This is a genomic window from Streptomyces sp. NPDC000941 (assembly GCF_053599555.1).
This window is the reverse complement of record NZ_JBSFMM010000043.1, coordinates 1-12,112: the sequence shown is the minus strand read 5'-3', so window position 1 is coordinate 12,112 and position 12,112 is coordinate 1. Positions and strand designations below refer to the sequence as shown.

Annotated in this window: 12 protein-coding genes and 2 riboswitches; of the genes, 3 read left to right on the top strand and 9 right to left on the bottom strand. The window is 73.3% G+C overall.

Annotated elements, in window-relative coordinates; all coding sequences use genetic code 11:
• Genes ACWDSL_RS16395 through ACWDSL_RS16385 form a run of 3 tightly spaced genes read right to left on the bottom strand, consistent with a single transcriptional unit; the run spans window position 1 to window position 2,905 of the window.
• The gene (locus ACWDSL_RS16395) at window positions 1-825 is read right to left on the bottom strand and encodes an ABC transporter ATP-binding protein (protein ID WP_450485839.1); all 825 of its coding nucleotides are present in this window, start codon (window positions 823-825) and stop codon (window positions 1-3) included.
• Window positions 822-1,835, bottom strand: coding sequence for a FecCD family ABC transporter permease (locus ACWDSL_RS16390; protein ID WP_450485837.1), 1,014 nt, complete (start codon window positions 1,833-1,835; stop codon window positions 822-824). Before ACWDSL_RS16390 ends, ACWDSL_RS16395 begins: the two co-directional genes overlap by 4 nt.
• Window positions 1,832-2,905 (bottom strand): ABC transporter substrate-binding protein, encoded by a 1,074-nt coding sequence (locus ACWDSL_RS16385; protein WP_450485835.1) that lies wholly within the window; start codon window positions 2,903-2,905, stop codon window positions 1,832-1,834. Before ACWDSL_RS16385 ends, ACWDSL_RS16390 begins: the two co-directional genes overlap by 4 nt.
• A 54-nt stretch (window positions 2,906-2,959) precedes the next feature.
• Window positions 2,960-3,135, bottom strand: a riboswitch (cobalamin riboswitch).
• 96 nt (window positions 3,136-3,231) lie between these two features.
• Between ACWDSL_RS16385 and ACWDSL_RS16380 the strand changes: the two genes are divergently transcribed.
• On the top strand, window positions 3,232-3,828 hold the full coding sequence (locus ACWDSL_RS16380; RefSeq protein WP_450485833.1) for a histidine phosphatase family protein: 597 nt from the start codon (window positions 3,232-3,234) through the stop codon (window positions 3,826-3,828).
• On the opposite strand, the gene ACWDSL_RS16375 is transcribed toward ACWDSL_RS16380, so the two are convergent.
• The 4 genes from ACWDSL_RS16375 to ACWDSL_RS16360 form a co-directional block, all read right to left on the bottom strand.
• Window positions 3,779-4,546 carry a CbtA family protein gene (locus ACWDSL_RS16375; RefSeq protein WP_450485831.1) on the bottom strand — a complete coding sequence of 256 codons (768 nt, stop codon included), beginning with the start codon at window positions 4,544-4,546 and terminating at the stop codon, window positions 3,779-3,781. The genes ACWDSL_RS16380 and ACWDSL_RS16375 overlap by 50 nt on opposite strands.
• A gap of 22 nt (window positions 4,547-4,568) precedes the next feature.
• A complete protein-coding gene (locus tag ACWDSL_RS16370; protein WP_147998663.1) occupies window positions 4,569-4,790 on the bottom strand; it encodes a CbtB domain-containing protein in 222 nt (73 codons plus the stop codon).
• A gap of 38 nt (window positions 4,791-4,828) precedes the next feature.
• A riboswitch (cobalamin riboswitch) is annotated at window positions 4,829-4,985 on the bottom strand.
• A 31-nt stretch (window positions 4,986-5,016) separates the two neighbouring features.
• Window positions 5,017-5,430: a RidA family protein gene (locus tag ACWDSL_RS16365; RefSeq protein WP_450485828.1), complete on the bottom strand. Its 414-nt coding sequence runs from the start codon at window positions 5,428-5,430 to the stop codon at window positions 5,017-5,019.
• Window positions 5,427-6,551 carry an acyl-CoA dehydrogenase family protein gene (locus ACWDSL_RS16360; RefSeq protein WP_450485826.1) on the bottom strand — a complete coding sequence of 375 codons (1,125 nt, stop codon included), beginning with the start codon at window positions 6,549-6,551 and terminating at the stop codon, window positions 5,427-5,429. The genes ACWDSL_RS16365 and ACWDSL_RS16360 overlap by 4 nt, the downstream gene beginning before the upstream one ends.
• 127 nt (window positions 6,552-6,678) lie before the next feature.
• On the opposite strand from ACWDSL_RS16360, the gene ACWDSL_RS16355 reads away from it, so the two are divergent.
• Window positions 6,679-8,370, top strand: a complete 1,692-nt coding sequence (locus ACWDSL_RS16355; RefSeq protein WP_450485824.1) for an AMP-binding protein — start codon at window positions 6,679-6,681, stop codon at window positions 8,368-8,370.
• A gap of 4 nt (window positions 8,371-8,374) precedes the next feature.
• A complete protein-coding gene (locus tag ACWDSL_RS16350) occupies window positions 8,375-9,226 on the top strand; it encodes a PaaX family transcriptional regulator (RefSeq protein WP_450485822.1) in 852 nt (283 codons plus the stop codon).
• An 18-nt stretch (window positions 9,227-9,244) separates the two neighbouring features.
• Here ACWDSL_RS16350 and ACWDSL_RS16345 read toward each other — a convergent pair whose 3' ends face one another.
• Window positions 9,245-9,793, bottom strand: a complete 549-nt coding sequence (locus ACWDSL_RS16345) for a DinB family protein (protein ID WP_450485820.1) — start codon at window positions 9,791-9,793, stop codon at window positions 9,245-9,247.
• Window positions 9,794-9,801: 8 nt separating this feature from the next.
• The gene (locus ACWDSL_RS16340; protein WP_450485903.1) at window positions 9,802-12,066 is read right to left on the bottom strand and encodes a bifunctional salicylyl-CoA 5-hydroxylase/oxidoreductase; all 2,265 of its coding nucleotides are present in this window, start codon (window positions 12,064-12,066) and stop codon (window positions 9,802-9,804) included.
• Between the last annotated feature and the right edge of the window lie 46 nt (window positions 12,067-12,112).

The following is a 12,112-nucleotide window of genomic DNA, read 5'->3' as shown; positions in this document are numbered from 1 at the left end:
TCAGCCGCCGACCGGCCGTACGCCTGCCCCGCGGCGCAGGAAGCGGATCACGGGGTGGCCGGGTCCGGTGGTGACCTCGGTGCGGACGGCGTAGACCTGCTCGATGAGGGCGGGGGTCAGGACCTCGGCCGGGGTGCCCTCCGCGACGGCGCGGCCGTCGCGGAGGACCAGCAGCCGGTCGCAGTACATCGCGGCGAGGTTGAGGTCGTGCAGGGCGATCACGGTGGTGACCGGGAGGCCCGCGACCAGTTCCAGCAGGTCGAGCTGGTGCTGGATGTCGAGGTGGTTGGTGGGCTCGTCGAGCAGGAGTTCGCGGGGTTCCTGGGCGAGGGCTCGGGCGATCTGGGTGCGCTGGCGTTCGCCGCCGGACAGGGTGTGCCAGGACTGGGCGGCCCGGCCGGTCAGTCCGGTACGGGCCAGGGCCGCGGTGACGGCCTCGGCGTCGGCCGCCGTGGGCGGGGTCCAGGCGCGGCGGTGCGGGATCCGGCCGAGGGCCACGACGTCGCGGACGGTCAGTTCGGTCTGGGTGTGGGCGTGCTGTTCGACGGTGGCGATACGCCGGGCGGTGGCGCGGCGGCCGACCTCCGGCAGCGGGCGCCCGTCCAGGGTGACGACCCCGGCGGTGGGGGCGAGGACGCCCGCGAGCAGTCTGAGCAGCGTCGACTTGCCCGAGCCGTTGGGTCCGAGCAGGCCGACCGTCTCGCCGGGGCCGAGGGTGAGGGTGAGGCCGTCGACGATGACCTTGTCGGCGGTGCGGCGGCTGACCCGGTCCGCGCGCAGACCGGTCACACCTGGCTGCGTGTCTTGCTCCGGCAGGCCCGTCATGCCTTGCTCCGGCCGCGGTAGAGGACGGCCACGAACGCCGGTACGCCGATGAGGGACGTCACCACGCCCACCGGGACCTCCTGGGGATCGAGGGCGGTGCGGGCGAGGGTGTCCACCCACACCAGGAAGACGGCTCCGGTCAGCGCCGTGACGGGAAGGAGGCGGGCGTGGCCGGCGCCGGTGAGGGCGCGGGTGGCATGCGGGAGGACCAGGCCGACGAAGCCGATCGCCCCGGCACAGCTGACCAGGGCCGCGGTGAGCAGCGCGGTCGCCGAGAGCAGGACCAGGCGGGTACGGGCGACACGGACGCCGAGTCCGGCCGCGGCCTCGTCGCCGAAGGCGAACGCGTCCAGGGTGCGGGCGTATCCGAGGCAGAGGGCGAGGACCACGGCCAGGACGAGGGCGCACAGCAGCACCTGCCCCCAGCCGGCGCCGGTGAGCGAGCCGAGCAGCCAGAACAGCACGGCCCGAGTGGTGTCGGCGTCGGCGGAGGTCAGCACAGTGAACGAGGTCAGCGCGGAGAACAGCTGCATGGCGGCCACCCCGGAGAGCACGACCCGGTCCGTACTGCCGCCCAGGGTGTGGCTGAGCAGCAGCACCAGCGCGAAGGAGAGCAGGGCGCCGAGGAAGGCTCCCGCGGACAGCGACACGGCTCCCCCGCCCACCCCGAGCACGACCACGGCGACGGCCCCCGTGGACGCGCCGGAGGACACCCCGAGCACAAACGGATCGGCCAGCGGATTGCGCAGCAGCGACTGCATCACCGCCCCGCATACGGCGAGTCCGGCCCCGCATACGGCGGCGAGCAGGGTGCGCGGCATCCGCAGATTCCACACGATGCCGTCGCGCAGTGGCGTCAGCGTGCTCTCGCCCACGCCGAGGTGGGCGGCGACGGAGGCCCACACATCGCCCGTGGAGATATCGGCGGGTCCGATCGTCACCGCGAGGGCGACCGACATCAGCAGCGCGGCCAGCCCGCCGCCGGTCAGCAGCAGCGTACGGGCGCTCATTTGGCGAACCCGAAGTCGCGCAGCCCCGCAGCGACCTTCTCGATCCCTTCGACCGTGCGGATGGACGGGTTCATCGACTGCCCGCTCAGCAGCACGTACCGCTTCTTCTTCACGGCCGTCAGGTTGCGGGTGGCGGGGTTGCTCTCCAGGAAACGGATCTTGGCCCGGGCGGTCTCCGCGGTCTGCTGCTTACGGATCAGATCGCCGAGGACGATGACGTCGGGGTCGCGGTCGGCGACGGTTTCCCAGTTGATCTGGGGCCACTCGTCGTGGGTGTCGGCGAAGGCGTTCTCCGCACCGACCGCCCGGGTGATCGCGCCCGGCGCGCCGCAGCAGCCGGCCAGGTAGGGCGACTGGGAGTTGGCGAACCAGTACATGAGGGAGACATCGGAGGCGTCGAGCCCGGCGGTGGCCTTGCTCACCCGCCCCTTCAGCTCGGCGATGAGCTTCTTCCCCCGCTCCTCCACCCCGAACGCCCGGGCCAGGTCGGCTATCTCGCCGTAGACGCTGTCGAGGGTGAGCGGGGTGGAGCGCGAGCCATCGCCGCCGCTGCCGTTGTCCTTGCCCGCCGAGCAGTCGGCGGGCGAGACGTACGTGGGCACGCCCAGCTTCCCGAACTGCTCACGGCCGGCCACGCCGCCCTTGCCGAGGGTGGAGACGAACGAGGCGGTGACGAAGTCCGGGCCGGCGTCCAGCACCTTCTCGAACGAGGGCGCGTTGTCCGCCAGCCGCGGCACGGACGCGTTGGCCTTCTCCAGGCCCTTCGGCACCGGGTCCGTCCAGGTCGCCGTACCGGCCATACGGTCGGCGAGGCCGAGGGAGAGCAGGATCTCCGTGGTGCCCTGGTTGAGGGAGACGGCCCGCTCGGGGGCCGACTTCAGGGTGACCTTGTGGCCGCAGTTGTCGATGGTGCGCGGATAGCCCGAACCGGCCGAGCCGGCGGACTTCCCGGCGTCCTCGGCGCCGCCTCCCGTACCACCGCACGCGGTGAGCAGAAGGGCGGGGGCGAGCAGCAGAGCCGCGGGGCGGAGGGCGGTACGGAGAGAGGTACGGAGCAGCAGCACGGGCATGCCTCGGTGGTCGGGGCTCGTACGCGGAGCCTGGCCTACGGACGGCCTCCTCGCCGGGGCGCGGAGGTGCCAGCAGGTCTTCGGACTCGGGTTCGTCCGGACGAGGCGCCTTCCCGGTCTCCCAGTGGCGACGTGCCCCGCCCGTCCCCCTCACCGCTGCGCGTCAGTTCCGGATTCGCACCGGATTCCCTGGCCTCGGATGTGGCTCGACTGGCCCCCAGAGGCTATCAAGCCCGCCCTGCGGGTCGGTTGTGTGGCAGGTGCGGGCCCACCGGTGGTTACGTAGGTGCCGTACCGCCCATGGCACAGGTAGGAGGAGCGAGCGCGTGACCAGCCGTGTCACCTTCATCTCGGCCGCCATGAACTCATCGCTGCGCCAGGCCCGGTTCGACGACGGCACGACCCCTCTCGAGGACGGCGGCGCGGCACGGGCCCGCGCCGCGGCCGGGGCGCTGCCCCCGGCCGCCCACGCCGTCACCTCCCCCGGCCTGCGCTGCCGGGAGACCGCCGCCGCGCTGGGACTCGGCGTGGCCGAGCCCCGTGCGGAGCTGGCCGGTCTGGATACGGGCCGCTGGCGGGGCCTCACCCTGGACGAGGTCGGTGCCGCCGAACCGGAGGCGGTGGCCCGGTGGCTGGCCGACCCGGCGGCCGCGCCCCACGGCGGGGAGTCGGTACGGGACCTGTGCCTGCGGATCGGACGGTGGCTGGACGCGGCGTCGCTGACGGACGGCCATACGCTCGCCGTGGTGGAGCCGGACGTGGTGCGGGCCGCGGTGGTGCATGTGCTGGGCGCGCCCGCGGCGGCCTTCTGGCGTGCCGACGTCCCGCCGCTGACCGCGACCGGGGTCAGCGGGCGGGCCGGGCGCTGGAACCTCAGACTGGGGCAGCCGCTGAATCCGCGGGCGGAAGACGACTGCCCCTGAGCTTCGGGCTCAGGAGGCGCTCGGCCAGCTCGCCGAAGACGAGTCCGAAGCCTCCCCACATCGTGACCTGGATGGCCAGCGCGGAGAGCCGGAACCGCCACAGCACGGTGGCCGGGAAATCGGCGGGCACCTCGTTGACGGCCGGCAGGAACGCAGACGCCAGGCCGATCACCAGGGCGAAGGCGGCCACCGCGGCGACGGTGGCGTACCAGGTGCCCAGTTTCGGGGCGAGCCGCTTGCCGAGGATGGTCGCGGCGATCGCGAGGAGCACGCTGAGCACCATCATCAGCAGATAGAGATTGGTCCGCTTGGAGATGGTGTCGGCGTCGCCGACGGCGGGCGGATTGGCCGGGTACTTGAGGAACGGCACGACGTAGACCGCGAGCAGGGCGCAGCCGGACAGCAGCAGCGCGGTGGCCCGCGGAGTGAAGCGGCCGATGCGGCCCAGGGCGAAGCAGTAGGCGAGGGCGGCGATGCCGCCGAAGGCGACCCCGTAGATCAGCACACCGGTGGCCAGGCCGGCGGTGGACTGCAGGCTGCGGGAGACGAGTTCGACCTCGTGGTGCTCATGCGCCGGGGCATGGGACTCCTCGAAGCCGATCGCCTTGTCGACATTCGGTTCCCCGAGGAGATAGGCGACGATCAGGGCGAGCACGCCGGCCCCGAGGCCGGCGAGCATGCCACGGACGAGCAGGTTCCGTACCGTTGTGGAATTCATGAGGGTGTCGGCGTCCCTGGCGTCAGTGGCAGGGGAAACCGAGCAGGTGGCGGGCGTCGTGCACCCACTCGTGGACGTCCTCGCCGGAGACGACCGAGGTGGCGCCCTGTTCGGCGCCGACGAAGTACAGCAGGACCAGCATCAGGATGCCGAAGAACACCGCCCACGGAACGATCGCGCCGATCGGCAACTTTGCCGGGAGAGCGGGAGTGGTGGCGGTCGGCTGAGCGACATGCTGCGCCATGGCAGGGCCTCCTTAAGGGAGTTTCGCGTCCCATCTCGGTGGTGCATTGGACGACAGCTACGGGTCTGACTCACGAAACATCCCTTGGAACGTGTGGAACGTCTCGTTCACAGTGGCGCGACCGTGCCGGGTTCCCACCGGCTTCCGTCTTGCCGTCGTCGATATGGCACCGACGGTACCGCGCGGCGCGTGCCTGGCCAATACCGCGCCTTTGTGACGTGATGCGCTACGGCAGCACCGCGATGCCGTCCAGCTCGACCATCGCCGCCTCGTCCCACAGCCGGACGACGCCGATGACCGCCATCGCGGGGTAGTCGCGGCCCGCCAGCTCCCGCCAGATGCGGCCGAGTTCGGGGGCGGACGCGCGGTAGGCCGCGACGTCGGTGGTGTGCACGGTCAGCCGGGCCAGGTCCGCGGGGGTGCCGCCGACCGCGGTCAGGGCGGTGAGCAGGTTGGCCAGCGCGCGCCGGAACTGGGCCGGAAGCGTGGCACCGACGACCGCGCCCGCGCCGTCCAGCGCGGTCTGGCCCGCCAGGAAGACCAGGCGGCCGCCGGTGGCCGTGACGGCGTGGCTGAAGCCGGTGGGCGGGGAGAGCTCGGGCGGGTTGGTGCGCAGCAGGGAGGGGTGCGGCTCGGTCATCGGTACAGCTCCTTCGCGATGATCGTGCGCTGGACCTCGGTCGCGCCCTCGTAGATCCGGGGCGCGCGCACCTCGCGGTACAGGTGCTCCAGAAGATGGCCGCGGCGCAGCGCCCGAGCGCCGTGGATCTGTACGGCGGCGTCCACGACGTACTGGGCGGTCTCGGTGGCCAGAAGCTTGGCCATCGCCGAGCTCCTGGCGATGCCCGGCGCGCCCTCGTCGTACGCGGTGGCGGCCGCGTAGACCAGGAGGCGGGCGGCCTCGGTGCGGGTGGCCATCTCGGCGAGCTGGTGGGAGACGGCCTGAAGGTCCTTCAGCGGCCCGCCGAAGGCGGTGCGCTCCCCGGCGTGGGCCACGGAGGCGTCGAGCGCGGCCTGGGCCATGCCGACGGCGAACGCGCCGACGCTCGGCCGCAGCAGGTTGAGGGTGCGCATGGCGACGCCGAACCCCTTGTCGGGTGTGCCCAGGACGTCCTCCCGGGTGACGGGGACGCCGTCGAAGGCGAGGCTGCCGATGGGGTGCGGGCTGAGCATGTCAAGACGCTCGCCGGTGAGCCCCGGCCGGTCGGCGGGGACGAGAAAGGCGGTGACGCCGCGCGAGCCCGCGCCCTGGGTGGTGCGGGCGAAGACGACGGTGAAGTCGGCCTCCGGGGCGTTGGAGATCCAGCACTTCTCGCCCTCCAGCCGCCAGCCGCCCGCCCCGTCGGGGTCGGCCCGCAGACCGAGCGCGGCGGCGTCGGAACCGGCCTGCGGCTCGCTGAGCGCGAAGGCCGCGACCGCGCGGCCCGCCCGGACCTCGGGCATCCAGCGCGCGTACTGCTCGGGGCTGCCGGAGAGCACGATCGGATAGCCGCCGAGACCCTGGAGGGCGAGCGCGGTCTCGGCCTCCGTGCACTCCCGGGCGAGCGATTCGCGCAGCAGGCACAGGTCGAGGGCGCGCACCGGCCCGTCGCCGGGGAACAGCCGCCGCAGCAGGCCGAGTTCGCCGAGCGCGGCGGTCAGCGGCCGGTTGACCCGGCCCGGCGGGCCGCTCTCGGCGAGCGGGCGCAGCAGGTCGCGGGCGAGCGACCGCACCCCGGCGCACCAGCGCCGCTGCTTCGGATCAAGTGCGAACGACGGCACTGGACGGCCTCCCCAACGGAACGTTTATCGCGATCTGTTGACTGTCGTCACCATCACGTTACGCTGACAAGGCGACTTCAGGCAGGCATGTGCAGGCACAGGGGCAGGCATAGGGGGCGCGTCCTCGATGGAGCTCAAGCCTTCAGCGCATATCGACACCTTCGCCCGGGACCATCTGCCGCCCGCCGAGCAGTGGCCCGCCTTCCACCTCGACCTGCCAGGACCGTCCTACCCGGACCGCCTCAACTGCGGCGCCGAGCTGCTGGACCGCAGCGTCGAGCGGTTCGGCGCCGACCGGGTCGCGGTGCGCGCCGCGACGGGCGAGGTGTGGACGTACGGCGAACTGCGCGCCCACGTCGACCGGATCGCGCACACCCTCACCGGCCCGCTCGGCGTCGTGCCCGGCAACCGGGTGCTGCTGCGCGGGGCCACCTCGCCCTGGCTGGCCGCCTGCTGGCTGGCGGTGATGAAGGCGGGCGCGGTCGCCGTGACCGTACTGGCCGCGCACCGGGCCCGGGAGTTGGCGACGATCTGCGAGCTGGCCCGGATACGGCACGCGCTGTGCGACGTACGGTGCGCGGACGATCTGGTGAAGGCCGAGGTGCCGGGGCTGCGGACGACGTACTACGGCGGGGACGGCCCCGAGGACCTGCTGCGGCTCGCGGCCACCGCGTCGCCCGTGTCGTACGAGGCGGTGGCGACCTCCGCCGACGACGTGGCGCTGATCGCCTTCACCTCGGGGACGACCGGGCGGCCCAAGGGCTGTATGCACTTCCACCGCGATGTGCTGGCCATCGCCGACACCTTCTCGGCGCAGGTGCTGCGGCCGCGCCCCGAGGACGTGTTCGCGGGCAGCCCTCCGCTCGGCTTCACCTTCGGCCTCGGCGGCCTGGTCGTCTTCCCGCTGCGCGCGGGCGCCTCCGCGCTGCTGTCCGACTGGGGCGGCCCGGAGCGGCTGCTGGCCGATATCGCACGGCACCGGATCTCCGTGCTGTTCACCGCGCCGACCGCCTACCGGGCGATGCTGGGGCGGCTGGACGGCGCGGCGCCGGACGGCGGCGCGTACGACATCTCCTCGCTGCGCCGCTGCGTATCGGCCGGCGAGCACCTGCCCACCGGCACCTGGCACGCCTGGCAACGGGCGACCGGGCTGCGGATCATCAACGGCATCGGGGCGACCGAGCTGCTGCACATCTTCATCTCCGCCGCCGACGACGCGATCCGGCCGGGCACGACCGGGGTCCCGGTGCCGGGGTTCGAGGCGCGGGTGGTGGACTTCACGGACGCGGACTCCGGGTTGCGGCCCGTTCCGGACGGACGGCCCGGGCTGCTCGCCGTGCGCGGGCCCACGGGCTGCCGCTATCTGGCGGACGAACGGCAGCGCGAGTACGTACAGGACGGCTGGAACCTCACCGGGGACGCCTTCATCCGCGACCCGGACGGCTACTTCCGGTATATGGCGCGCGCCGACGACATGATCATCTCGGCCGGGTACAACATCGCGGGCCCCGAGGTCGAGGAGGCGCTGCTGCGTCACCCGCATGTGGTGGAGGCCGCGGTGACCGGGCGGCCTGACGAGCGGCGGGGCACGGTCGTGGTCGCGCATGTGGTGCTGCGGCCGGGCGTCGCGCATACCGAGGAAGCCATCGCCGCACTGCGGGAGTTCGTCACCGCGGAGCTGGCCCCGTACAAGTGCCCGCGCGAGTTCGTCTTCCTGGACGCCCTGCCCCGCACCGCCACCGGCAAGCTCCAGCGCTATCTGCTGCGTGACGGGACCACGCGGCACGGTAAGTGGGGCACGAACGGCGCCCTAGAGTAAGCGCGTGACCGGCCAGCCCACCCCCCGCTCCTTGATCGTCACCTTCTACGGCGCCTACGGCCGCGGCGGCGCCGGCCGCCCCGCCGGACCCGTCCCCATCGCCGCGCTGATCCGGCTGCTGGGCGCGGTGGGCGTGGACGCGCCCTCCGTACGGTCCGCCGTCTCCCGCCTCAAACGACGCGGGCTGCTGGTCGCCGACCGCACGGACGCCGGGGCCGCCGGATACGCGCTCTCCGAGGACGCGCGCCAACTGCTCGACGACGGCGACCGCCGCATCTACGGCGACCCGGGGGCGGAGGAGAACACGGGCGGCTGGCTGCTCGCCGTCTTCTCGGTCCCCGAACAGGAGCGCCACAAGCGCCATCTGCTGCGCTCGCGGCTGGCCCGGCTCGGCTTCGGCACCGCCGCGCCCGGGGTGTGGATCGCCCCCGAACACCTCTACGACGAGACCCGCCACACCCTGGCCCGCCTCGAACTCTCCCCGTACGTCGACCTCTTCCGCGGCGCCCACGCGGACTTCGAGCCGACTGAGCAGGCGGTGCGGCGCTGGTGGGATCTGGAGCAGCTGGCGAAGCTGCACCGCGCCTTCCTGGACGCCCAGGAACCGGTGCTGGAGCGCTGGGCGGAACGCGCCATACCGGCCACCCCTGCACGAGGCGACGCCTACCGCGACTACGTCCTCGCCCTGGACTCCTGGCGCTTCCTCCCCTACGCCGACCCCGGCCTGCCGCCCGCGCTGCTGCCGCGGGGCTGGCCCGGCGTCCGGGCGGCGGAGGTGTTCACGGCGCTGCACGACCGGCTGTACGACGCGGGCGCCGGGTACGTACGGGAGGTGCTGACGGCCACGCGCGCCTGACACCTGACGCCGAGCGCCTCACACTCCGATCGCGCCGTCGATCCGCTCCCGCAGCAGGTCGGCGTGGCCGTTGTGCCGGGCGTACTCCTCGATCATGTGGATGATGACCCAGCGCAGCGAAACCGCCCCGAGCCACCCGTCGTCGCGCGTGATGTCCAGGTCGGGTGCCTCGGCGACGAAGCGCTCGGCGAAGGCCACCTCCGCGCGCCAGGCCTCCCACGCCTCCGCGACGGCCGCCGGACCGGGCACCGCGCCGTCGAAGTCCTGGTCGGGGTTGCCCTCGGTGGAGAAGAGCAACGGCACGTCCTGCCCGGCCATGACCCGCCGGAACCAGCGGCGCTCCACATCGGCGAGATGCCGGACCAGCCCGAGCAGCGAGAGCGTGGAGGGCTCCACCGAGCGCTGGGACAACGCGTCCTCCACGCCCGCGCACTTCAGCTCCAGGGTCGCCCGCTGCTTGGCCAGGAAGTCGACCAGGAGCCCCCGTTCGTCACCGGTCGTCCGGGCGTCGAGCCTGCGGTCCTGCTCCTCGGGGACGAACAGCTCGGCCCTTCTGCGTATGGTCATGCCGCTCATCATCGTCCGTCGGCGCGACCCGTCGGGGGCCTGCGGCTGCCCGCGCGGTACGGGAGGGGCCAGGGCGCGCCGGGGCCGGTGTAGCCCTGTTCGGCGGCGGCGTGCAGGGTCCAGTGCGGGTCGTAGAGATGGGGGCGGCCGAGTGCGCACAGGTCGACGCGGCCCGCCAGCAGCAGGGAGTTCACATCGTCCCAGGAGGAGATGGCCCCGACCGCGATGACGGGGACGCCGAGTTCGTTGCGTATCCGGTCGGCGTACGGGGTCTGGTACGAGCGGCCGAAGTCGGGGCGCTCGTCGGGGACGACCTGGCCGGTGGAGACGTCGACGGCGTCCGCGCCGTGGGCGGCGAAGGCGGCCGCGACGGCGACCGCGTCATCGGCGGTCGTACCGCCCTCGGCCCAGTCGGTGGCGGAGATGCGGACCGTCATCGGGGAGTCGGCGGGCCACACCTCCCGTACGGCGTCGAAGACTTCGAGCGGATAGCGCAGCCGGGCGGCGAGGGTGCCGCCGTAGGCGTCGGTGCGGTGGTTGGTGAGCGGGGACAGGAAGCTGGAGAGCAGATAGCCGTGGGCGCAGTGGAGTTCGAGGAGGTCGAAGCCGGCGCGGGCGGCGCGCCGCGCGGCGGCGGCGAACTGCTCGCGGACGGCGGCGAGCCCAGCGGTGTCCAGGGCCTGGGGGATCTGGCTGACGCCGCGGCGGTAGGGCAGCGGGGAGGGGGCGGCCAAGGGCCAATTGCCGCGCGGAAGGGGATCGTCCATTCCCTCCCACATCAGCCGGGTGGAGCCCTTGCGCCCGCTGTGGCCGAGCTGAACGCCGAGGGCCGTGCCCGGGGAGGCGTCGTGCGCGAAGTCGACGACCCGGCGCCAGGCGGCGTCGTGCGCGTCGGCGTACAGGCCCGTACAGCCGGGGGTGATACGGCCCTCCGGGCTCACGCACACCATCTCGGTCATCACCAGGCCCGCGCCGCCCAGCGCCCGCGCGCCCAGGTGGACGAGGTGGAAGTCGCCGGGCGTGCCGTCCTGGGCCGAGTACATGTCCATGGGCGAGACGACCACGCGGTTGCGCAGCGTCAGTCCGCGCAGCCGGAAGGGGGTGAACATGGGCGGGGTGTCCGGGGGCAGCTCGGCCTCGCGTTCGACCGCCGTCACGAAGGCGGCGTCGCGCAGCCGCAGATTGTCGTGGGTGACGCGGCGGCTGCGGGTGAGGAGGTTGAAGGCGAACCGGCGGGGCGGCTGGTCCACGTACAGCGCCAGGTTCTCGAACCACTCCAGGCTGGCGCGGGCCGCGCGCTGGGTCGACTCGACGGCCGGGCGGCGCTCGGCCTCGTACGCCGTTAATGCCTCGGAGAGCGAGGAGCGCTCTTGGAGGTGGTTCGCGAGCGCCACGGCGTCCTCGATGGCGAGCTTGGTGCCGGAGCCGATCGAGAAGTGCGCGGTGTGCGCGGCGTCGCCGAGCAGCACCGTGTTCCCGTGCCACCAGCGCTCGTTGACGACCGTACGGAAGGCGGTCCACTGGGAACGGTTGCCGCGCAGCGGGCGGCCCCCGAGGGCGTCGGCGAAGAGCTCGGCGCACCGCCGCGTGGACTCCCGCTCGTCCAGCCGGTCCAGTCCGGCCCGGCGCCAGATCTCCTCGCGGGCCTCGACGATGACGGTGCTGGCGTCCGGTGCGTAGGGGTAGCCGTGCAGTTGCAGCACGCCGTGTTCGGTCTCGGCGATCTCGAAGCGGAAGGCGTCGAACGCGAAGTCGGCGGAGAGCCAGATGTAGCGGCAGCGGTGGGTGGTCAGCCGGGTCCCGAAAACGCCGGCGCAGTCCTGGCGGGTCGCGCTGTGCACCCCGTCGGCGGCGATCACCAGGTCGTACGAGCGGGCCAGTTCGGCGGCGGGGGGCGCGTGGGTACGGAAGTTGAGCCGGACGCCCAGGGCGCGGCAGCGCTCGTGCAGGATCCGCAGCAGGCGGCGCCGGCCGAGGGCGGCGAAGCCGTGGCCGCCCGAGGTCAGCGTGCGTCCGCGGTGCACGACGTCGATGTCGTCCCAGCGGACGAAGTCCTCGCGCAGGGCGGCGTAAACGGCGGGGTCGGCGTGCTCGATGCCGCCAAGGGTCTCGTCGGAGAGGACGACGCCGAAGCCGAAGGTGTCGTCGGGGGCGTTGCGCTCCCAGACGGTGACCTCGGGCCCGGGGGTGAGCCGGCGCAGCAGCGCGGCCGCGTACAGGCCACCGGGCCCGCCGCCGACGACGGCGATCCGGAAGGGCCGGGCCGGCGACAGCCGCCCGCCCGGCGGGACCTGCGCCGCCCGGACGGGCCGCGGGGCC

Excerpts from the sequence above, each read along its gene's own strand:
- ACWDSL_RS16395 (WP_450485839.1), bottom strand. The coding sequence starts at position 825 with ATGACGGGCCTGCCGGAGCAAGACACGCAGCCAGGTGTGACCGGTCTG.
- ACWDSL_RS16390 (WP_450485837.1), bottom strand. The coding sequence starts at position 1,835 with ATGAGCGCCCGTACGCTGCTGCTGACCGGCGGCGGGCTGGCCGCGCTG.
- ACWDSL_RS16385 (WP_450485835.1), bottom strand. The coding sequence starts at position 2,905 with ATGCCCGTGCTGCTGCTCCGTACCTCTCTCCGTACCGCCCTCCGCCCC.
- ACWDSL_RS16375 (WP_450485831.1), bottom strand. The coding sequence starts at position 4,546 with ATGAATTCCACAACGGTACGGAACCTGCTCGTCCGTGGCATGCTCGCC.
- ACWDSL_RS16370 (WP_147998663.1), bottom strand. The coding sequence starts at position 4,790 with ATGGCGCAGCATGTCGCTCAGCCGACCGCCACCACTCCCGCTCTCCCG.
- ACWDSL_RS16365 (WP_450485828.1), bottom strand. The coding sequence starts at position 5,430 with ATGACCGAGCCGCACCCCTCCCTGCTGCGCACCAACCCGCCCGAGCTC.
- ACWDSL_RS16355 (WP_450485824.1), top strand. The coding sequence starts at position 6,679 with ATGGAGCTCAAGCCTTCAGCGCATATCGACACCTTCGCCCGGGACCAT.
- ACWDSL_RS16345 (WP_450485820.1), bottom strand. The coding sequence starts at position 9,793 with ATGACCATACGCAGAAGGGCCGAGCTGTTCGTCCCCGAGGAGCAGGAC.